The organism is Myxococcus guangdongensis, from assembly GCF_024198255.1.
GTDB lineage: Bacteria > Myxococcota > Myxococcia > Myxococcales > Myxococcaceae > Myxococcus > Myxococcus guangdongensis.
The window spans coordinates 947,357-971,573 of the sequence record NZ_JAJVKW010000003.1 but is presented as its reverse complement, the minus strand read 5'-3'; the positions used below and the strand labels follow the sequence as shown (position 1 = coordinate 971,573).

Annotated in this window: 21 protein-coding genes; 14 read left to right on the top strand and 7 right to left on the bottom strand. The window is 71.7% G+C overall.

Annotated elements, in window-relative coordinates; translation table 11 throughout:
* Positions 1-26: 26 nt before the first annotated feature.
* From LXT21_RS13385 to LXT21_RS13360, 6 genes are all read left to right on the top strand, one after another.
* A complete protein-coding gene (locus tag LXT21_RS13385; protein WP_254038502.1) occupies positions 27-1,463 on the top strand; it encodes a site-2 protease family protein in 1,437 nt (478 codons plus the stop codon).
* An 85-nt stretch (positions 1,464-1,548) separates the two neighbouring features.
* Positions 1,549-2,640, top strand: coding sequence for an acyl-CoA desaturase (locus LXT21_RS13380; protein ID WP_254038501.1), 1,092 nt, complete (start codon positions 1,549-1,551; stop codon positions 2,638-2,640).
* Between the two features lie 110 nt (positions 2,641-2,750).
* A complete protein-coding gene (locus tag LXT21_RS13375) occupies positions 2,751-3,317 on the top strand; it encodes an RNA polymerase sigma factor (protein WP_254038500.1) in 567 nt (188 codons plus the stop codon).
* Positions 3,314-4,339, top strand: a complete 1,026-nt coding sequence (locus tag LXT21_RS13370) for a hypothetical protein (protein WP_254038499.1) — start codon at positions 3,314-3,316, stop codon at positions 4,337-4,339. Before LXT21_RS13375 ends, LXT21_RS13370 begins: the two co-directional genes overlap by 4 nt.
* A gap of 100 nt (positions 4,340-4,439) precedes the next feature.
* Positions 4,440-6,545 (top strand): chloride channel protein, encoded by a 2,106-nt coding sequence (locus LXT21_RS13365; RefSeq protein ID WP_254038498.1) that lies wholly within the window; start codon positions 4,440-4,442, stop codon positions 6,543-6,545.
* A 106-nt stretch (positions 6,546-6,651) separates the two neighbouring features.
* On the top strand, positions 6,652-7,161 hold the full coding sequence (locus LXT21_RS13360) for a GNAT family N-acetyltransferase (RefSeq protein WP_254038497.1): 510 nt from the start codon (positions 6,652-6,654) through the stop codon (positions 7,159-7,161).
* A 21-nt stretch (positions 7,162-7,182) separates the two neighbouring features.
* Here the strand turns inward: LXT21_RS13360 and LXT21_RS13355 are convergent, their stop codons facing one another.
* Both LXT21_RS13355 and LXT21_RS13350 read right to left on the bottom strand, forming a co-directional pair.
* On the bottom strand, positions 7,183-7,740 hold the full coding sequence (locus tag LXT21_RS13355; RefSeq protein ID WP_254038496.1) for a peroxiredoxin: 558 nt from the start codon (positions 7,738-7,740) through the stop codon (positions 7,183-7,185).
* 51 nt (positions 7,741-7,791) lie between these two features.
* Entirely contained in the window at positions 7,792-9,075 is a 1,284-nt protein-coding gene (locus tag LXT21_RS13350; RefSeq protein ID WP_254038550.1) for an amidohydrolase family protein, read from the bottom strand.
* Positions 9,076-10,095: 1,020 nt separating this feature from the next.
* Between LXT21_RS13350 and LXT21_RS13345 the strand changes: the two genes are divergently transcribed.
* From LXT21_RS13345 to LXT21_RS13335, 3 genes are read left to right on the top strand one after another with little or no spacing between them, the layout of a single operon-like run.
* On the top strand, positions 10,096-12,285 hold the full coding sequence (locus LXT21_RS13345; RefSeq protein WP_256571496.1) for a protein kinase domain-containing protein: 2,190 nt from the start codon (positions 10,096-10,098) through the stop codon (positions 12,283-12,285).
* A 10-nt stretch (positions 12,286-12,295) separates the two neighbouring features.
* Positions 12,296-13,321, top strand: coding sequence for an extracellular catalytic domain type 1 short-chain-length polyhydroxyalkanoate depolymerase (locus tag LXT21_RS13340; protein ID WP_254038495.1), 1,026 nt, complete (start codon positions 12,296-12,298; stop codon positions 13,319-13,321).
* 19 nt (positions 13,322-13,340) lie between these two features.
* Entirely contained in the window at positions 13,341-14,090 is a 750-nt protein-coding gene (locus LXT21_RS13335; protein WP_254038494.1) for a carbohydrate deacetylase, read from the top strand.
* Between the two features lie 82 nt (positions 14,091-14,172).
* On the opposite strand, the gene LXT21_RS13330 is transcribed toward LXT21_RS13335, so the two are convergent.
* Entirely contained in the window at positions 14,173-16,092 is a 1,920-nt protein-coding gene (locus LXT21_RS13330; RefSeq protein ID WP_254038493.1) for an ATP-binding response regulator, read from the bottom strand.
* A 196-nt stretch (positions 16,093-16,288) separates the two neighbouring features.
* Here LXT21_RS13330 and queF point away from each other — a divergent pair, with 196 nt between their 5' ends.
* Positions 16,289-16,651, top strand: coding sequence for a preQ(1) synthase (gene queF, locus LXT21_RS13325; RefSeq protein ID WP_254038492.1), 363 nt, complete (start codon positions 16,289-16,291; stop codon positions 16,649-16,651).
* 56 nt (positions 16,652-16,707) lie between these two features.
* Here the strand turns inward: queF and LXT21_RS13320 are convergent, their stop codons facing one another.
* Together LXT21_RS13320 and LXT21_RS13315 are read right to left on the bottom strand one after the other, a co-directional pair.
* Positions 16,708-16,902: a hypothetical protein gene (locus LXT21_RS13320; RefSeq protein WP_254038491.1), complete on the bottom strand. Its 195-nt coding sequence runs from the start codon at positions 16,900-16,902 to the stop codon at positions 16,708-16,710.
* An 18-nt stretch (positions 16,903-16,920) separates the two neighbouring features.
* Positions 16,921-17,931: a serine/threonine-protein kinase gene (locus tag LXT21_RS13315; RefSeq protein ID WP_254038548.1), complete on the bottom strand. Its 1,011-nt coding sequence runs from the start codon at positions 17,929-17,931 to the stop codon at positions 16,921-16,923.
* Positions 17,932-18,043: 112 nt separating this feature from the next.
* Here LXT21_RS13315 and LXT21_RS13310 point away from each other — a divergent pair, with 112 nt between their 5' ends.
* The 4 genes from LXT21_RS13310 to LXT21_RS13295 all read left to right on the top strand — a co-directional run bounded on the left by LXT21_RS13310 (position 18,044) and on the right by LXT21_RS13295 (position 22,414).
* The gene (locus LXT21_RS13310) at positions 18,044-18,187 is read left to right on the top strand and encodes a hypothetical protein (protein ID WP_254038490.1); all 144 of its coding nucleotides are present in this window, start codon (positions 18,044-18,046) and stop codon (positions 18,185-18,187) included.
* Between the two features lie 69 nt (positions 18,188-18,256).
* Positions 18,257-19,396, top strand: coding sequence for a phospholipase D-like domain-containing protein (locus LXT21_RS13305; protein WP_254038489.1), 1,140 nt, complete (start codon positions 18,257-18,259; stop codon positions 19,394-19,396).
* 119 nt (positions 19,397-19,515) lie between these two features.
* Positions 19,516-21,039 carry a Ppx/GppA phosphatase family protein gene (locus tag LXT21_RS13300; RefSeq protein WP_254038488.1) on the top strand — a complete coding sequence of 508 codons (1,524 nt, stop codon included), beginning with the start codon at positions 19,516-19,518 and terminating at the stop codon, positions 21,037-21,039.
* 154 nt (positions 21,040-21,193) lie between these two features.
* On the top strand, positions 21,194-22,414 hold the full coding sequence (locus LXT21_RS13295) for a zinc-dependent alcohol dehydrogenase (RefSeq protein ID WP_254038487.1): 1,221 nt from the start codon (positions 21,194-21,196) through the stop codon (positions 22,412-22,414).
* Positions 22,415-22,424: 10 nt separating this feature from the next.
* On the opposite strand, the gene LXT21_RS13290 is transcribed toward LXT21_RS13295, so the two are convergent.
* Together LXT21_RS13290 and LXT21_RS13285 are read right to left on the bottom strand one after the other, a co-directional pair.
* The gene (locus LXT21_RS13290) at positions 22,425-23,450 is read right to left on the bottom strand and encodes an S-adenosylmethionine:tRNA ribosyltransferase-isomerase (RefSeq protein ID WP_254038486.1); all 1,026 of its coding nucleotides are present in this window, start codon (positions 23,448-23,450) and stop codon (positions 22,425-22,427) included.
* Positions 23,447-24,160 (bottom strand): SDR family NAD(P)-dependent oxidoreductase, encoded by a 714-nt coding sequence (locus tag LXT21_RS13285; RefSeq protein ID WP_323394391.1) that lies wholly within the window; start codon positions 24,158-24,160, stop codon positions 23,447-23,449. Before LXT21_RS13285 ends, LXT21_RS13290 begins: the two co-directional genes overlap by 4 nt.
* Positions 24,161-24,217 lie beyond the last annotated feature (57 nt).

The following is a 24,217-nucleotide window of genomic DNA, read 5'->3' as shown; positions in this document are numbered from 1 at the left end:
CCCTTCAACGGTTAAGGTCCATCCCCATGTTCCGCTTTCGTCTCGGGAGCATTCCCGTCGAGGTCCACCCCAGCCACCTGCTGGTCTCCGCCATCATCGCGTACACGTCGATGCGAGCGGCCCAGAACGGCTGGCCCTTCGCCCAGGTCGCGGGGGCTCCCGCGCTGGGGCAGGCCAGCGCGATGGGGGTGTTCGTCCTCTCCTGGATGCTCATCGTCTTCGTGTCCGTGCTGGTCCACGAGCTGGGGCACGCCCTGGCCAGCCGCCTCTTCGGCTATCGGCCGAGCATCGCGCTCGTCTGGTTGGGCGGCCACACCCTCCCCACCGACACCCCCGGTCCCCTTCCTTGGAAGCGGGACGTGGTCATCACCGTGGCGGGCCCGCTGTTCGGGCTGATGCTCGGCGTGGTGTCCCTGGTGGGCTACCTGTTCCTGAGCGGGGGCTCGCCCGCGCTGGACTTCTTCCTGCGCACCTTCGCGGGGGCCAACTTCATCTGGGCCATCTTCAACATGCTGCCCGTGCTGCCGCTGGACGGCGGGCGGCTGGTGAACACCCTGTCCATGCGCATCTTCGGTCCGCGCCGGGGCATGGTGGTGTCCCAGGGGCTGGCCCTGCTCGTGTGCGTGGCGGTGGTGGGCTACAGCCTGAGCACCGGCTGGCTGTTCGCCGGCATCTTCTTCGCCATGTACGGCTACCAGGCGTTCCGGATGCTGACCGAGGCGCTGGGCTCCAGCGCCTCGGCCACGCTGAGCAGCGGCGCGATGGAGAACCCGCTCGCGCAGAAGTTGCGCGAGGGGAAGTTCGCCCTGGACTCGGGGCGGATGGACGACGCGCGGCGGCTGGGGGCGCAGGTGCTGGAGGGGGGCGACGCGCTGACGGCGGAGCTGGCGAGCCATGCCCACCACCTGCTCGGCTGGGTGGCGCTGAAGGAGGGCCAGGGGCGGCAGGCGCTGGACCACTTCTCCCAGGTGCAGGGGCTTCAAGTGGAGCCGCACGCGGTGGCGGCGTCCTTCTCCCTGGTGGGCGATGACGCCCGCGCCTTGGACTGGTGGAAGCAGGCGTGGCAGACGTCGTCGGACCGGACGGTGATGCACGAGTACGCCGGGACGTTGATCCGCCTGGGGCGCGCGCCGGAGGCCCTCAAGCTGCCGGGCGTGGAGCCCGCGGCGGCGTACTCCTGCGCGGAGCGCGTGCTGTTCATCCGGGGCGCGTACTCGGAGGCCGCGGCGGTGGGCGAGGCGGCGCTCGATCACGCGCCGAGCGCGAGCATCGCGTACGACGCCGCGTGCGCCCATGCCCGGGCGCGCAACGTCACGGAGGCGATGCGCATGCTGCGGCGCGCCAGCGAGCTGGGCTTCCGGGACGCAGGATATGCGGCGTCCGACTCGGACCTGACGGCGCTGCACGGCCAGCCCGCCTTCGAGGAGTGGCTGACGGAGCTGAAGCAATCCGTCGCCTCCTGACAGAGGCATGACAGGAGGGGGTGTTGATGCGGGATGAGGCTGCGCACCTTCGGGTCCGCGCCTTCCTTCCGCTCACGAGGCACCCTTGCAGACATCCTCTCCTGCTGCGGCTCCCGCGGACGACGAGCGACTGAACTGGCTGTCGTCCATCCCGTTCTTCGCCGTCCACGTCATGTGCCTGTTCGCCTTCGTCGTGGGGGCGAAGCCGGTGGACATCGCGGTGTGTGTGGCGCTGTACATCGTCCGCATGTGGGGAATCACCGCGGGCTACCACCGCTACTTCTCCCACCGGGCCTTCAAGACGGGGCGCGTCTTCCAGTTCATCCTGGCGCTGGTGGGCAGCACGTCCACGCAGAAGGGTGTCCTCTGGTGGGCGGCCAACCACCGCCACCACCACCGGTACTCGGACCAGGCGGAGGACATCCACTCGCCCGTGCAGAAGGGCTTCTGGTTCAGCCACGTGGGCTGGATTCTCTGCGACAAGTACGGCAAGACGCGCATGGAGGGCATCAAGGACTTCACGCGCTTCCCGGAGCTGGTGTGGCTCAACCGCTTCCACCTGGTGCCGTCGGTCGCGCTGGCCGTGGCGCTCTACTTCATCGGCGGGTTCTCCATGCTGGTGTGGGGCTACTTCGTGAGCACCACGCTCTTGTGGCACGGGACGTTCACCATCAACTCCCTGAGCCACATCTTCGGCAAGCGCCGGTACAAGACGACGGACACCAGCCGGAACAACTGGCTGCTCGCGCTCGTCACCCTGGGCGAGGGCTGGCACAACAACCACCACTACCACCAGAACACGGCCAACCAGGGTTGGTTCTGGTGGGAGGTGGACATCAGCTACTACACGCTGAAGGTGCTCTCCTGGTTCAAGGTGGTGGAGGGCCTGCGGCTGCCATCGGAGGCGACGAAGTACTCGTACCTCAAGTACACGGCCGAGGAGCGCGCCCAGCTGGCCGCGCCCACGAGCTTCTTCGGCGTGGGAGGGGCTCGCGCGCAGCTGGTCGCCGCGAAGTCCGCCGCGGAGGCGCAGCTGGTCGCCGCGAAGTCCGCCGCGGAGGCGCAGCTCATCGCCGCGAAGACGGCCGCCGAGGGCAAGGTGCGCGAGGCGCTGGCCGCCGCCGCGGACCACCTGCCCTCCTCCGCACCCACACCCGGGCCGCTGCTCAAGTCGTGAGCGGCGCCCTCCGTGCGGGTCCACCGTGACAGGGTAGAGTGCCCGCGTCCGTGGCTCCGCCCCCGCCGATGAAACCCGCCTCAGCGCCTGTGCGTACCGGAGAGGCCCCGGTGCGCGCCTCCGTCGCCGCCGACTCCGACGAGGTGCTGATGGCGCGGTTCTGTGAGGGACACCCCCCGGCGTTCGACGCGCTCTTCCAGCGCCACGCGGGGCCGGTGCGTGGCTACCTCACCCGCCTGACGGGCAGCGAGGCCACGGCCGAGGACCTGGTGCAGCACACCTTCATGTCCCTGGTGCGCTCGCGAGGGCGCTTCCAGCCGGGCTCGCGCTTCAAGCCGTGGCTGTACGCCATCGCCACCAACGCCGCGCGGGACTTCCAGCGCCGGGGACGCAGGCCCGAGGAGCTGACGCCCGAGGGCGAGCTGCCCGTGGTCGCCGACGACACGGGCCCCGGGCCGCGCGACGTGGGCCTGGAGCGGGCCGTACGGCACGCGCTGGACCAGCTCCCCGAGGGACAGCGCATCCCCATCCTGCTGCACCGCTTCGAGGGGATGGGCTTCGCCGAAATCGCCGACACCCTGGGCCTCACCGAGAGCGCGGTGAAGGTGCGGGCCCACCGGGGCTATGCGCGGCTGCGCGAGCTGCTCACCGCCCTGCGCACGGAGACGATGGAATGAAGCCGGAGTGTTCTCGGGTGCTGGACAGCCTGGGTGAGCCGCTGCCCCCGGAGCTGGAGTCCCACGTGGCGACCTGTGAGGACTGCCGGGCGATGACGGGGGGCTTCGACCTGCTCGCGGCGCCTGGCGAGGTGCTGGCGCAGTCCACGACCAGAGGGGGCTCGTCGCGCGAGTCCTCGCCCCGCGCTTCGCCCGAGCTGCTCGCAAGGCGGACGCCCCCGGAGGGCGCATCGAAAGACGCGGCACTCCGCGCCTCGCTCGAGCGACCCTCGACCGAGCCGCCTCGGGAGACCCTGGCGAGGGACGTGGACCACCACGCGTCGCACGAGCTGCCTTCGAGGGAGACCGCTGGAGAGAGGCCGCTGAGGGACTCGGCCCCCGGCACCTTGCACGAGACGCTCGCGAGTGAGGCTGCGGCCCACCGCTTCGCGTACGACACGCTGGCGCGGCGGCCCCGGGCCCGGCCCTGGTGGCATGAGCTGCTGCTGCTCCTCGGCGTGCACGGCGCCATCGCGATGACGGCGGTGGCCGGCCTGGCCCACGGCGCCTGGGTGGCGAACCGGGCCGACGTGCCCGTGGTGTTGGGCGTGGGGCTGCTGCTCACCGCGCTGCTGTCCTCCGGCGCCTATGTCGCCCTGGCACCTCGTCGCAGGACGGTGCCCTGGGGCGGCGTCATCGCCGTGATGCTCGCGGTGGGCGCCACCGTGGTGCTGTCGGGCTCCGGGGTGCGGACCGCGCCGCTCCTCGCTGGCATCCTCGGCTGCGCGGGCACCGAGCTGGCCGTGACGGCCGTGCCGCTGGCCCTCACGCTGGTGCTGCTGTGTCGCTCCGCGTACCACCCGGTGCGCGCGCTCGTGGCCGGACTGTCGGCTGGAGGCGTCAGCCTGCTGGTGCTCCACCTGCACTGCGCCGACGGGACGACACCTCACCTCCTCGCCGGGCATGTGGTCCCCTGGCTGGCCCTCGGAGGCGTCACCTTGCTCCTGCGCTCGCTGCTGCCCACTCGCAGTCACGCGCCCTGAGCGGCCTGCGCCTCCCCTGCCTGGACCTGTGCCCGGGTTCCGACAGGCCCATCACGAACATTGAAGCTTCCGCGTTCGGGATGGGTTAGTGGGAGGACCAATGAATGCCGATGAACCTCCGCCTGGGACGTCCTCCCAACGCGCGTTGTGGGCGCGGGCGCGAGAGCACCTGAGCCGTCTGATTCACGCGACCTTGCAGGCCTCCAACCGCCTGCGCCTGCCTGGCCCCTCGGTGCTGCCAGTGGCGGGCGCGGTGGTGGGCCTCTACAGCGGCCTGGCCGCTGGCATCTTCGCCAACCTCATCGGCCTGGTGACGGGCCTCACGTTCGGCGCGGCCGAGCTGGCGCACACGCTGCGCCGCAGCCAGCTGGTGACGCTGTGGGAGGCCTTCACCTCCGCGCGGTGGCATCCGGAGTACGCCATCATCGGCGCGCCGCTGGCGCTGGGCGGGCTGCTGCTCGCGCGCGTCATCGAGCCGGGAGGCCCGCGCGACGAGGTGAAGCGGCGGCTGCGGCTGCTCGCCCTGCTGACGCTGGGCGCGCTGTCGCTCTACTACCCGCTGGTGGCGCTGGCCGCGCTCAACAGCGTCTTCGGCCACTCGCACTCGCTGGCGGACGCGATTCCGCACCTGCCCTGGTGGCTGATGCTGCTGGCGCCCACGCTGGGCGGCATGGCGGTGGGACGGCTCCTGCGGGACAGGCCGGAGACGCATGGCCACGGCGTGCCGGAGGTGGTGCGCGCGGTGAAGAGCGGGGCCAACGTGGTGCCGGCGGACCGGGGCCTCTTGAAGCTGGTGGCGTCCGCCATCACCATCGGCTCGGGTGGCTCGGCCGGACGCGAGGGTCCCATCGTGTATGGCGGCGCGGCGTTCGCCTCGAGCGTGGGGCGCGTGCTGGGCTTCAGCCGGCGGGAGCTGTCCATCCTCCTGGCGTGCGGCGCGGGCGCGGGCATCTCCGCGTCGTTCAACGCGCCCATCGCCGGCGCGGTGTTCGCGATGGAAATCATCCTCCGCGAGTTCGAGCTGCGCGTCTTCTCCCCCATCATCCTGGCCAGCGTGGCGGGCACCCTGGTCAGCCAGGGCGTGCTGGGCGAGGCGCCCATGCTGCGGCAGGTGCCGTACGAGCTGGTGAGCGGCTCGGAGGTGCTGGCGTACGCGGCGCTGGGCATCGGCTGCGGCCTGCTGGCCTTCACCTTCGTGCGGCTGCTCCACGGGGTGGAGCACTTCTTCCACGGGCGGATGCCGGGGCAGCTGTCGCCGTGGCTGGGCAAGAAGTCGCTGCCGTTCCGCGCGGGCCTGGGCGGCCTGTGCGCGGGCGTGCTCGCGTTCGTCAGCCCCACGGTGTGGGGCAGCGGGCACGACTACATCAACCTGGCGGCGGTGGGGAAGCTGCCCTTCTTCTTCCTCGTGACGGCGTGCCTGCTCAAGCTCGTGGCCACCGCGGTCACCATCGGCTCGGGCGGCTCGGGCGGCACCTTCTTCCCGGCGGCCGTCATCGGCGCCATGGCGGGCGGGGCCTTCGGCACGCTGGTGCACTACTTCTTCCCGGCCAGCACCGGCCCCAGCGGGGCGTATGCGCTGGTGGGCATGGGCGGCGCGGTGGCGGCGCTCAACCGCGGCCCGCTCACCGGGATGATGATGATGTACGAGCTGAGCGGGAACCACGACATCATCCTCCCGCTGATGGTGACGTGCACCATCGCCTCCGCGCTGTGCCACTACCTCATCGAGCGCAAGCAGGCGAAGGTCGTGAGCGACGCGGACCTGCTGGAGAGCACCCCCGTGCAGGCGCTGATGGAGCACGTGGCCCCCGTGCCCGCGGGGCTGCCGGTGCGTCCCCTGGCGGACCTGCTGCTCAGGTCCGAGACGGGCGCGCTGCCGGTGCTCGACACGGCGGGCGAGGTGTACGGCATCGTCCAGGTGGAGCAGCTCCGCGAGGTGTGGAGCGACGAGTCCGTCTACCCGCTGCTGGTGGCGAGCGACTTGTCGCGCAAGCTGCCGGTGCTCTCGCCGGAGGCGGACCTGGCGCACGCGCTGCGGCTGATGGACCAGGAGGACGTGGACGCGCTGCCCGTCTCGGCGCCCACGGGCATCGCCACCCGGGGCCTGCTCACCCGCGCGGCCGTGCGCCGCTTCCTCTTCGCCCAGCACGCCCGGCACCACTCGCGCGGAGATGCGCCCATCAGCGCGTCCGAAGTCACGCACTGACGCTGGCCCCGAGTCGGGGGTCAGCGTCACCCCACTGAAGAGCCGCGTGGCGAGGGTGGTCGTCACGCGGGGGATGGGACATGCTGCGCCTCTTCCGGAGGCGTCCTTGGAGCTACGCCGCGCGACCCCAGCCGAGCATCCGCTGCTGCGCAACCTGTACCCGCTCTATCTGCACGACTTGAGCGAGTTCGGGGTCGGATACCGCCTGGACGAGCAGGGACACTGGGCGCCCAACTACCTGCCGACGTGGCTGTCCCCGTCGTCGGAGGTGCACCCGCTGCTCTTGCGCTGGGAGGACCGCACGGTGGGCTTCGCCTTCGTGGCCCAGGCGCCCTTCCCGTACATGACGCCGGGGCGCGACTTCCGGATGAGCGAGTTCTTCATCCTGCGCGGCGAGCGGGGCTACGGCCTGGGCCGGCGCGCCGCCGTGGCCGTGTTCGAGCGCTTCCGCGGCCTGTGGGAGGTATCCCAGCTGCCCGCCAACCACGCGGCCACGTCCTTCTGGCGCAAGGTCATCCGCGAGTACACGCAAGGGCGGTTCGAGGACACCTTCGTGGACGACTCGCCCGCGCAGATGTTCGACAACCGCGACCTGCCGCCGCGCTCCGGACGCTGAGCGCGGCGCGGGCGCTTCGCGCTACGGCTTGGGCTTCGCCTCGGGCGCCGGGGTGGTGGCGGCGGGCTCCTTCGCGGCGGGCGGCGCGGCGGGCTGGGCCTGCGAGCAGGAGGTGATGGCGCCCGACGGGTCGATGGCATCGCCGCCCGAGTCCACCTTGAGCACCTTGCGGCCCTCGCCCACGACGAAGGTGTAGCGCTTGGACACCGTCACCAGCGGCATCTTCACGTCGTAGGACTCGACGACCTTGCCCTGCGGGTCGGGGATGAAGGGGAACGGCGCCGCGAGCTCCGTCTTGAAGCGCTTGAGCGTCTCCGCGTCATCCGTGCTGAAGGCCAGCACGCGCCCCTGCAGCTTCTCGATTTCGGCGTGCCGGGCGGTGAAGGCCTTGAGCTGCTTGGTGCACCCGCCCGTGAAGGCCTTGGGGAAGAAGGCGACGATGACGGGGCCCTGCTTCACCATCTCCGACAGGATGTAGACCTTGCCGTCGGTGTCCTTCACCGTGAAGTCCGGGGCGGTGTCCCCCACGTTGGGGATGGCGGCAGTGAGCAGGCCTGCGAGCAGTACGGGAGCGAGCATGCGGCGGATAAGAGCGGACCCGTCCCTCCGCACGCAAGCGGGCCCGAGGACCTACGTCGTCTCACCCATCCGCGCCCACACCGCCGACGCGGCCTCGCGCGCCTGCTCCGCGACCACCGAGGGGTTCACCGACAAGGGCCGGCGCGCCCACATGCGCCACACCCCGTCCACCATCACCGCCTCCACGTGCCGGCTGCCCAGGCCGAACACCACGTGCCACGCCAGGTTCTCCGCCGTCAGCGGCGTGGCGGGCAGGTAGTCGAGCACCAGCAGGTCCGCGAGCGCGCCCTCGCGCATGGAGCCCATGGGCACGCCGAAGTGCGCGGACGCCAGCCGGTGGCCATTGGCGAGGTAGCGCAGCACGTCGATGACCTGCCCCGCCTCGCGCGAGCGCAGGTACGCCGCCTGGGCCTCGGCGAAGAGGTCCGCGGACACGCCATCCACGCCCAGCGTGGCGCGCGCGCCGAACTTCAGCGCCGGCGCGTAGCCCACCTCCAGGCCCTGGTTGGCGCGCGGCGTGTGCACCATCCACGCGCCCGTCGCAATCACCTGCGCCAGGTCCGCCCACGCCAGGTGACCCACGTGTGCCAGCTGGCTGCGCGGTGACAACAGGCCCGCGGCCAGGAGCCTGGGCACCGGCGAGTCACCGTGTCGCTCGTTGGACAGGCGCTCGTCGAGCGGGTCCTCGGCCAGGGGGATGTGCAGGCCGGTGTTGGCGGTCTTCACGGCCTCGGTCAACCCTTGGAGCGCGTCGGGTCCCAGCGTGAAGCAGGGACCGGCGCCCACCTGTCCGCGGAAGCGACCCTGTGCCTTCTGGGCGAAGGCCACCGTCTCCTCCAGGCCCTCCTCGCGGCCCACGGCGCCGGAGCGGTCCGACACGGCGTAGGCCAGCACGCCGCGGACGCCCACCTCGTGGAGTCCGCGCGCCAGACGCACCAGCGAACCGGCCACCGCGCTCGGGGAGGAGTGCAGGTTGACCACGGTGGTGGTGCCGCACTGGAGCGCCTCCAGGCCCCCCGCGCAGGCGGCCACCTGGACGGCGTCCAGGTCCAGCGCGTCCTCGTAGGGCCAGAGCACCTTCTCCAGGCTGTCCTGGTACGTCTCCATCGCCTTGCGCGGCATGCCCCGTCCGAGCACGGCGTGCAGCCGGTGGTGCGCGCTCACCAGGCCCGGGAAGACGAGCTTGCCGGAGAGGGCCACCACCTCGTCGTCTGGCTCAGGGGTCAGGTCCGGCCCTCGCGCGACGATGCGCTCGCCCTCGATGCGCAGGTCCACGCGCTCCACCACCGCGGGCTCCAACTCGACGACGTAACCACCCTTGAGGACGGTTCCCAACATCCCTCCGAACGAAGAACGAAGCGCGGCAGCGGGCCCGGACGTTAGCACTCCCACTCCCTCATCGCGCGAGCGAGCAGATGGGGCGCCCACACTCCGCGAAGGCCCACCGCACCACCCGCGACGTCGGACGCGGCGGCCCTCACCGAGCAAGGGCACGGCGTACGGCACACCCTGGCGCACACCTCGATGTGGGTGCCGAGGTGAAGGCGCGTCGCACGAACACATCGGGGCACACGGTTCGAGCCTCGATGAGGTGAGGTGAGACCCTACCGAGATGAGGCTCCACCTCATCCTGTTCGGACCTCTTCCTGACGAGGAGGAAGTCTCCCTGGCGAGCGCCGCAGCGCCCACCTCGTTCGGGCCTCGCCTCAAGGAGGAGGAAGTCTCCTTGGTGAGCGTCGCGGCGCCCGCCTCATTCGGGCCTCGCCCTGACGAGGAGGGAACATCCCTGGCGAGCGTCGCGGCGCCCACCTCGTTCGGGCCTCGCCCTGACGAGGAGGGAACATCCCTGGCGAGCGTCGCGGCGCCCACCTCGCTCGAGTCGCGCCTCACAGAGGAGGGAGGCTCGCGGCGCCACGTTGACCTCCCCACCCTGTTCGAGCTTCGCCCCCCGATGAGGTGAGCACCTCCCCGCGAAGCACCTCGCCGCCCATCGACACTCCGGCGGCGAGCCCGACCCAGGCCCTGCGGGCCAGCCTCCCTCGGGAGAACGAACGTTTCCGCACACCGGGGAGAGGGCCTCGCGGGCGGGCATGTGTCGGCAGATCGGCGTCCGGGCGCCCTCGAGGCCCGCGCCCATGCCTCCGACGGGCACCGTACCAACGCGTACGAACGTCACGTTCGAGGGTATCCCGCGAGGCCCTCGCCACGTGGAAACCCCGTGCTCCCACGCGGGCCGTGTCCGCCACCAGGACAGGAGCGCCGGGCGAGCGGGCCCGGGACGAGACCGAGCGGGCATGCCCCCTCGAACTTCTGAGGGGGCACGGAGACAGGCTCTCCACGTAGACTGGCGCCATCTTGGAGTCGGGTCCGAACACCTATTGGGTCGGTCGCTACCGTCTGTCCGCGCGCATCGCGACGGGCGGCATGGCGGAGGTCTACCTGGGCCGGCGCTTCGAGGATGACGGCCAGCGCGGGCCCGCCGTCGCGGTGAAGCGGCTGATGCCCCACCTCGCCTCGGACCGGCGCGTGGTGCAGATGTTCCTCAACGAGGCGCGCATCACCGCGCAGGTGCGCCACCCCAACGTCGTCGCCATCCTCGAGCTGGGCATGGAGGGCACCGAGCCCTTCATCGCGATGGAGCTGCTCGAGGGGCGCTCCTTCGCGGAGCTGCGCCAGGAGGCCGCCGAGCGCGGCCAGCGCGTCCCCCTGGGCATCACCCTGCGCGTGCTCGTGGAGGCCTGCCGCGGCCTGGACGCCGCGCACCGGGCGGTGGACGAGGCGGGCCGCCCCCTGCGCATCGTCCACCGCGACTTCACACCGGACAACATCCACGTCGGCGTCAACGGCGCGGTGAAGGTCATCGACTTCGGCATCGCCAAGGCGGACGCGCTCGGCGCGGGCACCGAGCCCGGCGTACTCAAGGGCAAGTTCTTCTACATGTCGCCGGAGATGATCGCCGGCAAGCCCGTGGACCACCGCGCGGACCTCTTCGCCGCGGGCGTCATGTTGTACGAGCAATTGTGTGGCCGCAGACCCTTCACCGGCATGACGGCCGAGGAAGTCCTGGGCCGCATCGCCGAGGGCCGCGTCCGCCCGCCCACCGGCTTCGACCCGTCCGTCCCCGGCGCGCTGGAGCTGGTGTGCCTCACCGCGCTCCAGCGGGACCCCGCCTCACGCTTCGACAGCCTCGAGTCCTTCATCGACGCCATCGAGGCCATCGGCGGCCCCGCCGAGGTCGCCACCGCGGAGGACGTCGCCGCCTACGTCGACACCCTCTTCCCGCCGGAGAAGGACCCCAAGCGCCAGGCCCTCCGACGCGCGCGCATGGCGGACCCGTCCCACGGAGGCACGCCGCCGGGCCCTCGCCGCTACGAGCCCAACGTGGCCCCCCACGCCGCGATGACGGTGCCCACCGGCTGGCCCGTGCTGCCCGACGTGGGCGCCACGGTCCATGACGAGCCCTTCCCCGTGCCCGCGGGCACGGCGAGCGCCGAGCCCATCGCTCCGAATGTCGTGAAGCCGACGCGCGTCCCCTCTCCGACGGACTCGACGCCGCCCACGCGCGGCGCTCCCTCCGGCATCGGCGAGGGCGGCCCGGCGCGCCGTCGCGGCTCTCGTGTGGCGGCCATCCTGGCCGGGGTGCTCGGGCTGGCGGCGCTCGGGGGCGGAGGGGTGTGGTACCTGAAGCGCGCGGCGGCGGCGCCCCAGGAGCGGCTGGCGAAGGCGACGGCCGCGGACACGGCGGCCGAGAAGAAGGCGCTGCTCTCCGGGCTGGGCGCCGACGTGCGCGCCTCGGCGGAGGAGCTGGCCCAGGCGGGCACGCTGCTCGTCGACGCGGGCGCCTTCCCCGAGGTGGCCGAGCTGGCGGAGTCCTTCACCGCGCGCTTCCCGAAGGAGCTGGAGGCGCACCTGCTCGCGGCGCGGGCGGCGACGGAGCTCAACCGAGGCAAGCGGGCCGAGCGCGCGCTGGACGAGGCGCTGGCGCTGGCGCCCAAGGATTTGCGCCCCTCGCTGATGCTGGCGGACCTGCGCGAGCGCCAGGGCGACCTGCCGGGCGCGGTGGCGGCGCTGGCGAAGGCGTATGTGCTCAAGCCGGGCTCGCCGAAGGTGGCGCCCCGCTTCGGCCGGATGTTGTCGCAGAGCGGACGGCTGGACGAGGCGGCCTCGGTGCTGTCGGCCTGGACCCGCGAGCGGGACGACGCGGCCAGCCTGGCGGAGCTGGGCTTCGTGCGCTTCCGTCAAGAGCGCGTGGACGAGGCCGCGGCGCTGCTCCGGCGCGCGCTGCGCAAGGACGGCCGGCTGGCCGTGGCGCACTACTACCTGGGGGCCGTCCTCTTCCGACAGGGCGACAGCGCGGGAGCCGAGCGCGCCTATCGGGAGGCGGACAAGCTGGCGCCGGAGGACCCCCGGGCCCTGGCCGCGCGTTGTCAGCTCCACGCTCATGGCGGCAACGCGGTGGCCGTGGCCGAGGTGAAGCGTACGCTGGAGGAACGATTCCCCGACCGCGCGACGCGGCTCGCGGCGGAGTGCCAGGCGGGGAATTAGCTTCTCCCCCATGCACCGCGGCCCCTTCCTGGCACTGCTCTTCCTGACGGCTCTGGGCTGTTCCTCGTCACCCGACACCCGGCCGGAGCCCCAGGCGCCGCCGGAGCCGGACGCGGGCACGCCCATGGCGGAGCCCCAGGTGCCGGACCGCGCGTCCTGCCAGGGACTGTCCGCGGGCCCGGGTACCCACGACTGGACAGTGACCCACGACGGACGGGAGCGCGCCTACCGGGTGCATGTGCCCCCCGGCTACGACGCCACCCGCCCCACGCCCACCGTGGTGGCCTTCCACGGCTATGGCTCCAACCCCGAGCAGCTGGAGCGGCAGACGGGCCTGTCCACGCTCGCCGACACCGAGGGCTTCCTCGTCGTGTACCCGCGAGGCCTCAGCGCCCAGGAGCTCAACGGCGGCCCGCCTCCGCCCCTCCAGGACAACACCCGGGGATGGAATGCGGGCGCGTGCTGCGGCTCGTCCCAGATATCCCAGGTGGACGACGTGGGCTTCGTGGACGCGATGATGGCGGACCTGGACACGCACGTGTGCGTGGACCCTCGGCGCACGTTCGCCACGGGCTTCTCCAACGGGGGCTTCTTCTCGTACCGGCTGGCCTGTGAGCGCGCGGGGCGCTTCGCCGCCGTCGCCCCCGTGTCCGGCATGGCGCCCTCGAGCGGGTGCTCGCCGTCCCGCCCCGTGCCGGTGCTGCACATCCACGGCACGGAGGACACCGTCATCCTCTACGAGGGGGGCAGCAACATCCCCTTCGGTCGTCCCTACCCCTCCGCGCGGGACTCGGTGCGAGGCTGGGCGGAGCGCAACGGCTGCGGTGGGCCGGAGGAGCAGACGTATCAGCGGGGCAACAGCACCTGCGTGGCGTTCACCGGCTGTACTCCGGAGAGCGCCACCGCGTCGCTGTGCACCGTGCAGGGTGGCAACCACACGTGGCCCGGCAGTCCCGTGAGCTCGGGCAACCCCACGCGCGACTTGGACGCCTCGCTCGAGGCCTGGCGCTTCTTCCAGGGCCGACCGCGCCCCTGACGCACAGGAGACTTCTTCCGTGAGCACACGCACGCTCGTCATCAACGCCGACGATTTGGGGCACGACCCCGCCATCACCCGAGGGATTCTCAAGGCCATGCGGGAGGGGGTCGTCTCCTCGGCCTCCCTCATGGTGAACACGCCCTACTCCGAGGCCGCGGCCCAGGAGTCGGGGGGCCTGTCACTCGGGCTGCACCTGGACCTGGCCCGGGGCCAGCCGCTGTGGAGCGAGTTCCCCCGCGAGTCGCTGGGGGCCCAGGGACAGTTCACCGAGGGGCGCGCCGCCGGGCTGACCGCGGACGTGGTGGAGGCGGAGACGCGCGCCCAGCTGGAGCGCTTCACCCAGCTCACGGGCCGCGCCCCGAAGCACATCGACGTGCACCGGCATCTGCACCTGCACGCGAACGTGCTGGAGGGCGTGGCGAAGGCCGCCAAGGACGCGAAGGTGCCCGTGCGCGCGCTCGACTCCATCATGCGCCACGCGCTGAAGAAGCTCGGCGTGCCCACGAACACGCACTTCGTGGGGGACACGAGCGACGACCCGTACTGGACGCTGGAGCGGCTGGAGGCGGAGCTGGTGGCGCTGCCCTCCGAGGGCATCATCGAGCTGATGTGCCACCCGGGCTACCGCCCCGAGAAGGTGAAGAGCAGCTACGCCGCGCAGCGCGAGGTGGAGCTGGCCACCTTCGTGGACCCGAAGGCGAAGGAGGCCCTGTCGCGCCTGGGGCTCACGCCGGTGGACTTCGGCGTGCTCGCGCCCGCGAGCTGAGGCCTCGCCGAGCACCGAGGCGCGAGGGAGGGCTCCAACGCACGCGCGCAAACGGCGCGACCCACGGCCCCCCCACGGAGGCTCAGGCCCGGGGCAGCAGCCCCACCTGGGCCACCTCTTCGACGACGTTCGTCGCCGTCGCCGTCCTGCGCCGCTCCTGCGTCAGCACGTTGCGCACGCGCGCCACCAGCTCATCGGCGACGTACGGACGCGTGCACAGCGACGTCTCCTCCTGGGCCCACCAGGGCCGTGCGTCCCCGGCCAGCAGGATCGGCACCGGGCGCGCGCGCGGCAGCGTGGCGAACGTCTCCAGGAACACCCCCGCCTGTCCATGCGTCGCGGACGTGGACAGCACGATGAGGTCCACCGGCAGGTGCGTGGCCCGCCGGAGCGCCTCCGCCCCGTCCCTCGCCGTGAGCACCTCGAAGCCCTCCGCGCACAGCACGCGCTCGGCCATCGCCTCCTGGGCCGAGTCCTCGTCCAAGAGCAGCACCCGCCGGGGCAGCCGCTTCACCTCGTGCGCCGGCATGCGCGGCAGGCTCACGGTGAAGGTGCTCCCATGGCCCTCGGCGCTCGCCAGCGTCAGCGCGCCCCCGTGCAGCCTCGCGATGGAGTGGCTGATGAACAACCCCAGCCCCAGGCCCCCGAAGTTGCGGTGCGACACGTTGCGCGCCCGGTAGAAGCGCTGGAACACCTGCGACTGGTCCGCGCCCGGAATCCCGATGCCGTGGTCCTGCACGTGGATGCGCGACTCGCTCGCCAGCTTCTCCACCCGCACCACAATCGGCTCCCCGGGCGGGCTGTACTTGTGCGCGTTCTCCAGCAGGTTCACCAACACCTGCTCCAGCCTGTCCCTGTCGCCGCGCACCCACACCCGCTCGCGAGGCACCTCCACCGAGAAGGGCCGCTCGAAGGCCGCGCGGAAGTGGTCCACCACCTCCGCCACCAGCTGCCCCAGCTCCAGCGGGGCCAGGTCCAGGGCCAGCCGCCCCGCGTCCAGCCTCGACGCGTCCAGGAGGTCGTCCACCAGCCCCACCAGCCGCTCGACCTGGCGCTTGGACTTCAGCACCGTGGACAGCTCCAGCGGCTGCCCCAGCGTGAGCCGGCGCTCCATCGTGTACAGGCCCAGCTTCAGCGGCGTGAGCGGCGTCTTCAGCTCGTGGCTCGCGATGGACATGAACTCCTCGCGCACCTGGAGCGCCGCCTTCGCCTCCCTCAGGAGCCGCGCGTTCTCCACCGCCACAGCGAGCTGGTTGGCCGCCGCCGTCCACAGCTCCAGCTCCCGCGCGGAGAAGGACGTGCCCTGCTCCTTGTAGAGCAGCAGCAACCCCACCGTGCGCCGGGGCGCGCACAGCGGCACCGCCGCGAAGATGGAGCCCAGCGAGTCCCCATACCCGCGCTGGATGCCCAGCTGCGCCTGCCTCAGGGCCAGCGCCTGGTGGAACGGGTCCTCCGTCGGATCGAACAAGTCTTCATGGGTCTCGGACCCGGCCAGGTCCGACACCGCCGAGCGGCGCAGCTCCGTGCCGTCCTCCTCGCAGAGGTACACCTCCGCGCGGCGCACCTGGGCGCACCGCACCAGCGCCACCACCGCCGCCGCGCAGACGCTGTCCACCTCCAGCGACTCGCCCACGGCGCGGGCAATCTCGCGCACCGCCAGCGAGAAGGCCCCGTCGTCATCCACGCCGGAGGGCTCCACCACCAGCCAGGCGCCGGGCACCTCCTCCTCGCGCCCCGGCTTCACCTGCACGCGCACCTGATGCAGCTCGCGGGTGATGACGTGGCCGGTGTGGGCGCGGCCCTCGCGGACCGCCAGCTCTATCGCCTCCAGGCTCCGGCCCTGCTCCAGCGCGGACAGGAGGCTGTGGCCCGGACGCAGCGCCATGCCCGTCTTGCGGGCGAAGCTCGCCTCACACCACTGGACGCACAGGTCGGGACCGACGCGCACCAGGGCCTGGGGGAGACACGAGAAGGCTTCTTCGACGTCGGGGGGAAGCGTCATGTGCTCGGGAAGGTGGCGGGGGCCTTCCCGGGATTATGAACCCCGCGGCGAAGGCGCAACCGAGGGCCCCCCCGCTTTCCCTGCTGGTGGACGGGTGCCGCGTTGAGGGCTCGACAGAACCCCTGGCGGGCCTCCCGAAAGGCTCCACGCCACGTCGTGGATGACACGTAGCGATGGTGTGCTAGACGACAGCGCCATGCCTTCGCAGCCGACCAAGGACCTACAGACCTTCCCCAACCCGGCGCCCGAGCGCGACTACGAAATCGCGTTCGACGTCCCGGAGTTCACCTGCCTCTGCCCGCTCACGGGGCAGCCGGACTTCGCCCGGTTCAAGATTACGTACGTCCCGGACCAGAGCTGCATCGAGCTCAAGAGCCTCAAGCTCTACATGTGGGCGTACCGCAACGAGGGCGCCTTCCACGAGAAGGTCACCAACACCATCGCCGAGGACATCATCAAGGCCATCCAGCCGCGCAAGCTGACGGTGGTGGGTGACTGGTTCGTGCGCGGTGGCATCGGAACCATCGTCACCGTCACGCACGAGAAGAAGCAGGCGTAAGCGCCCCGTGCGGGGTGGACGGACGCCAGGAGCGCCGTCCCTCCGGACGCCTGGGCCTACTCCACCTTGTCGAAGATGGCGTCGGCCTTCTTGTTGAGGTCCGTCTCCAGGCGATCAGCCGCCTTGTGCACGTTCTCCAGGCGCCGCGCGGCGGCGGCCTCGGGGTCCGTCCTGGCCGGCCGCTGCATGACGTACCACGCGGCGGCGGCGAGGACTCCAAAGCCCAGCACGAAGGTAACGATGCGTCCCATGACTGCCTCCTGTCCTCGTCAGCGCGTGAGCTGCTGAACGAGCGGCGCCCACTGCGCCTGGGTGAAGTAGAGCCCGGTGCCCGCGGCGGACGCCAGCACCAGCGCCGCCAGCGCCCACTTGAGCTTGCCACCGGAGCGTGAGCGCGAGGTATCGAAGACCTCCGCCGCCGCGTCCAGCTCCTGGGGCCGCAAGAGCTGCTGGGCCTCCGTCTCGGTGAGCTTCTGGCGGTGGCGCAGGAAGGCGACGAGCAGCCCCGCGTGCGACACCTGGACCTCCTCGGCGAGGAACACGTCCAGCTCGCGGCGCATGGCGGCGGCGTCCGGGAAGCGGTCCTCGGGCTTCACCTCCATGGCGCGCTGGATGATGCGCACCAGGGGCGTGGGCACGTTGGGGGCCACCTTGTTGAGTGGCGTGTACTTGCCGTCGCGAATCTTCGCGAAGACCTCTCCCGCCGTCTTGCCGTGGAAGGGCCGGGCGCCGGAGAGGGCTTCGTAGAGCAGCACGCCCAGCGAGAAGATGTCGGTGCGGCCATCCAGGGGCGCGCCCGTCACCTGCTCCGGGGACATGTACGACGGCGTGCCCACGGCCATGCCCGCCTGGGTGAGGGCCTCCAGGCCCACGTCCTTGGCGATGCCGAAGTCCATCAGCTTCACGTCACCGGACTTGGTGAGCATGACGTTGGCGGGCTTCAGGTCACGGTGGATGATGTGCCGGAAGTGCGCGTGGTCCAGCGCGCTGGCGATGCGCGCGGCGATGACACCCGTGACGTCCGGGGGCAGCGGCCCTTCCTTGATGAGCGTGTGCAGGGTGGGGCCGTCCACCAGCTCCATCACCATGAACATGCTGTCGTTCTTCTCCACGAGGTCGTAGAGCGTGACGATGTTCTGGTGACGGAAGGCGGCCAGCGCGAGCGACTCCCGCCGGAAGCGCGACAAGGTCTCGCGGTCTCGCTTGCCCTCGGGCAGCAATTCCTTGATGGCCACCTCGCGCTGAATCATCTCGTGGAGGCCGCGATACACGACGGCCATCCCACCTCGGCCCAGCTCTCCGAGCACTCGATACGCGCCAATCTTGCGATGACGCACGCTTCTTTCCGCGGCAGGCACGGGCGAAGGGTACAGAAGTGGACGCGCACCGTCGATGTCTCACGTGGTGTGGCACCGTCCGTCCAAGTCGAAGAAGTCCAAACACAACAGCAAGCAATGCCACCCGAGCCAGTACTGGGATGGCGATGAGTGCCGTCACAAGGGCAAGGGCAAGGGCGCACGCAAGCACGACGGGTGAAGTCCCCCCGCCCGCCTCCACCCGGGGCCCGTCCCCCTTCGTCCGGGAGAGTTGTAGGGTGGGCCGGTGATGCGTCCCGAAGCCGCCGTCCTCCCGTCGCCCGTGCCCGCCCTCGTCCCCGGAGCGCTCGTCCCGGAGCGGGAGGATGAGCGGTGCACGCTGCTGGACGGCGGCACCGAGGCGTACCCCCGGATGCTGGAGGCCATCTCCTTCGCCCGGCACCGCATCCACCTGGAGGTCTACACCTTCGAGCGCGAGGGCGTGGGCGCGCTCTTCGTGGACGCGCTCGTCGCCGCGGCGAAGCGGGGCGTGTCGGTGAAGGTGGTGGTGGACGGCTGGGGCAGCATCGGCAACAGCGCGTATCTCACCGAGACGCTGCGGGCCGCGGGCGCGAAGGTGCGGGTGTACAACCCGCTCACGTCGCTGTGCCTGGGGCGCTCGTGGCGCAACCACCGCAAGATTCTGCTCGTCGACGACACGGTGGCGTTCCTGGGTGGCATCAACATCGGGGATGCGTACGCGGCCCGGGGTGACGTGCCCGGTTGGGCGGACCTGGCCGTGGAGCTGCGAGGCGACATCTGCCGGCAGCTGGGCGAGAAGCTCACCGCGGGCGCGGCGGCGCTGACGTCCGGCGCGGTGCGCCTGTTCCTGTCCGGCTTCGCGGGAGGCCACCGGCTGCGCAAGCGCTACCTCTCCGCCATCGACGGCGCCAAGCACGAGGTGCTGCTCGCCCACGCGTACTTCCTGCCCGACGCGGCCTTCGTGCGGGCGCTGACGCGGGCGGCGCGCCGGGGCGTGCGGGTGTCGCTGCTGCTCGCGGGCCGCAGCGACGTCCTCTTCGCCAGGGCCGCCACCATGCGGCTGTACGGCACCTTCCTGCGCGCGGGCGTGAGCATCCACGAGTGGACCGCGTCCACGCTGCACGCCAAGGCGGCGGTGGTGGATGGCCGGACGCTGCTCGTGGGCAGCTTCAACCTGGACCCGCTCTCGCTGGTGAACCTGGAGACGCTGGTGGAGGCCGAGGAGCCCGGCGTGGCGGCGCAGGCGGCGCTGTGGCTGGAGAAGCACCTGGCGCTCTCGCGGAGCGTGCTGCTCGACCAATGCGGCCGCTCGGGGTTGCAGCGGTGGCTGTTGGATGTCGTGGGCCTGGCGGTGGCGCGCTTCGCGGAGCGCTTCGCCAGCTTCATCGGCCGGCGCCGCAAGCGCTGAGGACCCCGCGTCACCTGGACGTCACACTGCCAGAGGGGAGCGCTCCGCCGAGTGGCCGCTCCCGTCGATGACGTGCTGCGCGAGGCGTCCGGGGGCTCTACACTGCCCTCAGCCCGACCATGCCAAGACGCCACCCCCTCCAGCCCGTACTCGCCGCCATCGACGTGGGGACGAACGCCGTCCGCTTGGAGCTCGCCCGGCCGGATGCCGACGGGGCGCTCGAGACGCTGCACCAGGAACGCGACCCCATCCGCCCCGGTGAGGGCGTCTTCGCCACGGGCACCATGCCCGAGGCCACCGCCCAGCGGCTGCTCTCCACGCTGCGCCGGTACTCGGCCCTGTGCCGTCGCCACAAGGCGCAGGTCCGCGCGGTGGCCACCAGCGCCCTGCGCGAGGCGCGCAACGCCCCGGACATCGTCCGCCGCGTGCGCGAGGAGTCGGGCCTCAACCTGGAGGTCGTCAGCGGCAAGGAGGAGGCGCGCCTCATCTGCCTGGGCGTGCTGCACCGCAAGCCCCCAGGCACGCGCTCGCTGCTCATCGACATCGGCGGGGGCAGCACCGAGGTGGCCACCGCCGTGGGCGAGCGGCCCGACAACCTGTGGAGCCTGGGGCTCGGCTCGGTGCGGCTCACGGAGGTGTTCGACGCGTCGCGCTCGGTGACGACGAAGCAGCTGCGCCTGATGCGCGGCTTCGTGTCGGAGGTGCTGGGCAAGACGCTGCCGCCCAAGCTGCCGCACCTGCCCCGGGTGGCGCTCGGCTCGTCGGGCACCATCAACGCGGTGGTGTCCTTCGCTGCGGCGGAGAACAGCGGCAACGCCACCGTGCGCCAGCTCACGCAGACGGTGGAGATGCTGGCGCAGATGCCGGTGGAGCGGCGCAGGAAGCGCTTCGACCCCAAGCGCGCGGACATCATCGTCTCCGGCGCCGTCATCCTCGAGGGCGTGGCGAAGTACCTGGGCATCGAGTCCGTCAGCGTCGTCAACCGAGGCCTGCGCGACGGCATCCTGGTGGACCTGCTCTACCGCCAGGAGGCGCATCAGCCGGACGACGACCACAGCCTGTCCGACGCGGCCACCGCCATGGGCCAGCGCTTCTTCTTCGACGAGAAGCACGCCAAGCAGGTGACGCGGCTGGCGCTGCGGCTCTTCGATGATTTGGCCGCCCTGCACCAGCTGCCGCTGTCGGTGCGCCCGTATCTGGAGACGGCCGCGCTGCTCCACGACATCGGCCACGCGGTGAACTACGAGCGGCACCACAAGCACACGTACTACCTCATCCGGCACGCGGACATCCCAGGCCTGTCGGACCGCGAGCGGGAGCTGGTGGCCCGCGTGGCGCGCTACCACCGCAGGAGCCCTCCGGAGCTGGCCCACTCGGGCATGGTGGGGCTGACGCCCACCGAGGCCCGCACCGTGCGCAAGCTCGCCACCCTGCTGCGCGTGGCCAACGCGCTGGACCACAGCCACCACCAGCCCATCAAGGACTTCCGCGCCACCAACGGGCGCGACGGCGTGGCGATTCATCTGCACGCGCGCCAGCCGGTGGACCTGGAGCTGTGGAACGCGGAGCGCGAGGTGCTGCCCTTCCGCCGCGTCTTCGGCCGCAAGCTCACCTTCCACGTGCACCACACCGCGGGGCGCTGACGCACGGCCCCCCGGCCGCTGGCCGGAAGAGGAGGCTGTCCGCGCTTTGCCCCCACCCGGACGGATGCCCACGCTGAATGGCGTGTGGGGCCGTCCGCGGGCGGGCCCTTTCGTCTTTCCAGACACGGGCCCCTGGCAGGGGAGGAGCAGTCCGATGAAGGCCATCGTATTCCATGGGATTGGGGACATCCGGCTCGACGACGTGGAGGAGCCCCAGTTGGAGAAGCCCACGGACGCCATCGTCAAGCTGTCGGCGAGCGCCATCTGTGGCACGGACCTGCACATGATTCGCGGGACGATGCCGGGGATGAAGCCGGGCACCATCCTGGGCCACGAGGGCGTGGGCTACATCGAGGCGCTCGGCGAGGACGTGCGCAACTTCAACGTGGGTGATCGCGTGGTCATCCCGTCCACCATCGCCTGCGGCAACTGCGTGTACTGCCGCGCGGGCTACCATTCGCAGTGCAACGACGCGAACCCCAACGGCGCCGCCGCGGGCACGGCCTTCTTCGGAGGCCCCGCGCCGACGGGCCCCTTCCACGGCATGCAGGCGGAGAAGGTGCGCGTGCCCTTCGCCAACGCGGGGCTGGTGAGGATTCCGGACGGCGTCAGCGACGAGCAGGCCATCCTCGTCTCGGACATCTTCCCGACGGGCTACTTCGGCGCGGAGCTGGCGGAAATCAAACCCGGGGACACCGTGGCGGTGTTCGGCTGCGGCCCGGTGGGGTTGTTCGCCATCGTCAGCGCGAAGCTGTTCGGCGCCGGCCGCATCTTCGCCATCGACTGCCACGAGGACCGGCTGGAGCTGGCGCGCGCGCAGGGCGCGGAGGTCATCCACTTCGATGAAGAGGAGCCGGTGGCGACGCTGCTGCGCCTGACGAACGGCATCGGCGTGGACCGGGCCATCGACGCGGTGGGCGTGGACGCGGTGCACGCGCACGCAGGGCCTGCCGCGAAGGAGGCCCAGGCCCAGAAGGCGGAGCTCAAGCGCGAGGTGAAGGAGGCCGCGCCCAAGACGAACCCGGACGGCGACAACTGGGTGCCTGGCGACGCGCCCGCGCAGGTGCTCCAGTGGGCGGTGGCGGGCCTGGCCAAGGCGGGCACGCTGTCCATCATCGGCGTCTACCCGCAGCAGGTGCGCACGTTCCCCATCGGCGCGGCGATGAACAAGAACCTCACGCTCAAGATGGGCAACTGCAACCACCGCAAGTACATCCCCCGGCTGCTGGAGCTGGTGCGCACCGGAGAGGTGGACCCCACGGCCATCCTCTCGCACGTGGAGCCCATGGCCAGCGCGCTGGACGCCTACCGCAACTTCGACTTGCGCAAGCCCGGCTGGGTGAAGGTGGAGCTGGAGCCCTCGCAGCTCCAGTGAGCCCCAGCCCTCACGTGTCCAAGAGGAGGCACGAGTCCCCGAACTCGTGCCCCAGGTAGCCCTTCGCCTCCGCGTGCGCGGCCGCGTCTCCGAGCAGGGACAGCGGGGCGAAGGCCTGGAGCAGCGCGTGGTGGCTGGTGCCCGGCTCGTGCATGCCGGTGAGCAGGCCGTCCACCACGCGCGGCACGAAGCCCGGCCCCAGGAGGAGGTCCGTCACCGACTCTCCCGCCACCAGCCGTCCGCCGTTCATCGCCGCCCTGCCCTCCAGCGCGCGAACCACCGTGGTGCCCACCGCGACGACACGTCCTCCCTCCGCGCGTGTGGCCTGCACCTGGGCCACCGTGACAGCGGGGATGTCCGAGCGCTCGGGCCGGGGCAGCGCCGCGTCCAACACCGCGTCTCCCGTCGAGGACAGGCCCGCCGCGTGGGTGAGCGACGCGAGCCTCACACCGCGACGGCGCAGGGCGAGCAGCAGGTTCCAGGTGAGGGGCAGTCCCGCCGAAGGTGCCTCCACGGCCCAGGGCCTGGCGCCATAGCCCGTCTGCACATGCCACAGGGACAGCGGCGCCAGGGTGTGCGCGTACTGCACGGGGCGGCCGCCCTGGTAGAGCGCGGACCAGAGGTCGGCGCCGTCGTCATCGAAGGCCACGCGCAACAGACGCGGCGAGGGAGGCAGCACCTCCACCACCCGCGCGGACAGGCCGACGACGGTGAGGCGAGCACCCGCTTCGAGCACGGGCGGTGAGGGGCGGTCCTCGGTGCGCTTGCGCCAGTCCCCCGCGCCGAAGAGCACGGCGAGCCACGTCCCGTCCGGTTCGTGCGACAGCAGGCGCAGCTCGATGCGCTCCGCGGCCGCCGTGCGCCCCTGCAGCGAGGCGGGGAACGTGGCCGCGTCGTTCACCACCAGCAGGTCCTTCTCGCGCAGGAGCGAGGGCAACTCCCTCAGGTGGGCGTCCTGGAAGCGGCGGGCGCGGGGCTCCACGTGCAAGAGCCGCCCTTCCTCCGGATGTTCTCCAGGCCAACGCGCGGGCTTCATGCGGCCTCCAGGCGCGAGGCCTCCAGGCGCGAGCCGCTGGGCGGAAGCGGGCGCTCCACCCACGCCACGATGCGCGCGGCCACGTCCTCGGGTCGGGCCAGCGTGGAGCGGTCGGCGTCCGGTATCGCGTCGGCGTGCATGCGCGTGTCCATCTCGCCGGGGTCCACGCTGAGGAAGTGCACCCCCGTGCCCTCCAGCTCCGCGGCCCAGATGCGGCCCAGGTGCTCCAGCGCGCTCTTGGACACGCTGTAGGCGCCCCAGCGCGGATAGGACGCCACCGCCGCGTCGGAGGTGATGTTCACCACCAGCCCGCCCCCGCGCACCACCATGTTGCCCACCACCGCCTTGGAGAGCCGGAAGGGCCCCACCAGGTTGACCTCGAGCACGCGCTGCAGGTCCTCGCACGCGGTGTCGAGCAGCAGCGGCAGCGGCGTGGGCCCCAGCGTGCTCGCGTTGTGCACCAGCACGTCCACGGGGCCCACCAGCGACGCGGCCACGCCGACGAGCCGGTAGATGGACTCCTTGTCGCCCACGTCGTAGGCGAGCCCGTGCGCCTCCAGTCCCTCGGCGCGCAGGGCCTCCGCCACGGCCTCCAACGGTTGCGCGTGCCGGGCCACTCCGACCACCCGCGCGCCCCGACGCGCGAAGTGGCCCATGAGGGCCTTGCCCAGCCCCTGGCTCGCGCCCGTCACCAGGACTGCCTTTCCCATTAAATCCATTCGGATGTCCTCCTTGCCGGGATGGATATCCGGGGGACGTTGATGAAA

Bases quoted from the DNA above. Each gene is read 5' to 3' on its own strand.
- LXT21_RS13355 (WP_254038496.1), bottom strand. From the start codon at position 7,740: ATGCTCGCTCCCGTACTGCTCGCAGGCCTGCTCACTGCCGCCATCCCC.
- LXT21_RS13315 (WP_254038548.1), bottom strand. From the start codon at position 17,931: ATGGCCGTCGTGTATCGCGGCCTCCACGAGATGATTCAGCGCGAGGTG.
- LXT21_RS13295 (WP_254038487.1), top strand. From the start codon at position 21,194: ATGAAGGCCATCGTATTCCATGGGATTGGGGACATCCGGCTCGACGAC.
- LXT21_RS13285 (WP_323394391.1), bottom strand. From the start codon at position 24,160: ATGGGAAAGGCAGTCCTGGTGACGGGCGCGAGCCAGGGGCTGGGCAAG.
- LXT21_RS13310 (WP_254038490.1), top strand. From the start codon at position 18,044: ATGTCTCACGTGGTGTGGCACCGTCCGTCCAAGTCGAAGAAGTCCAAA.
- LXT21_RS13290 (WP_254038486.1), bottom strand. From the start codon at position 23,450: ATGAAGCCCGCGCGTTGGCCTGGAGAACATCCGGAGGAAGGGCGGCTC.
- LXT21_RS13320 (WP_254038491.1), bottom strand. From the start codon at position 16,902: ATGGGACGCATCGTTACCTTCGTGCTGGGCTTTGGAGTCCTCGCCGCC.
- LXT21_RS13385 (WP_254038502.1), top strand. From the start codon at position 27: ATGTTCCGCTTTCGTCTCGGGAGCATTCCCGTCGAGGTCCACCCCAGC.
- LXT21_RS13365 (WP_254038498.1), top strand. From the start codon at position 4,440: ATGAATGCCGATGAACCTCCGCCTGGGACGTCCTCCCAACGCGCGTTG.
- LXT21_RS13300 (WP_254038488.1), top strand. From the start codon at position 19,516: ATGCCAAGACGCCACCCCCTCCAGCCCGTACTCGCCGCCATCGACGTG.
- LXT21_RS13330 (WP_254038493.1), bottom strand. From the start codon at position 16,092: ATGACGCTTCCCCCCGACGTCGAAGAAGCCTTCTCGTGTCTCCCCCAG.
- LXT21_RS13370 (WP_254038499.1), top strand. From the start codon at position 3,314: ATGAAGCCGGAGTGTTCTCGGGTGCTGGACAGCCTGGGTGAGCCGCTG.
- LXT21_RS13340 (WP_254038495.1), top strand. From the start codon at position 12,296: ATGCACCGCGGCCCCTTCCTGGCACTGCTCTTCCTGACGGCTCTGGGC.
- queF (WP_254038492.1), top strand. From the start codon at position 16,289: ATGCCTTCGCAGCCGACCAAGGACCTACAGACCTTCCCCAACCCGGCG.
- LXT21_RS13305 (WP_254038489.1), top strand. From the start codon at position 18,257: ATGCGTCCCGAAGCCGCCGTCCTCCCGTCGCCCGTGCCCGCCCTCGTC.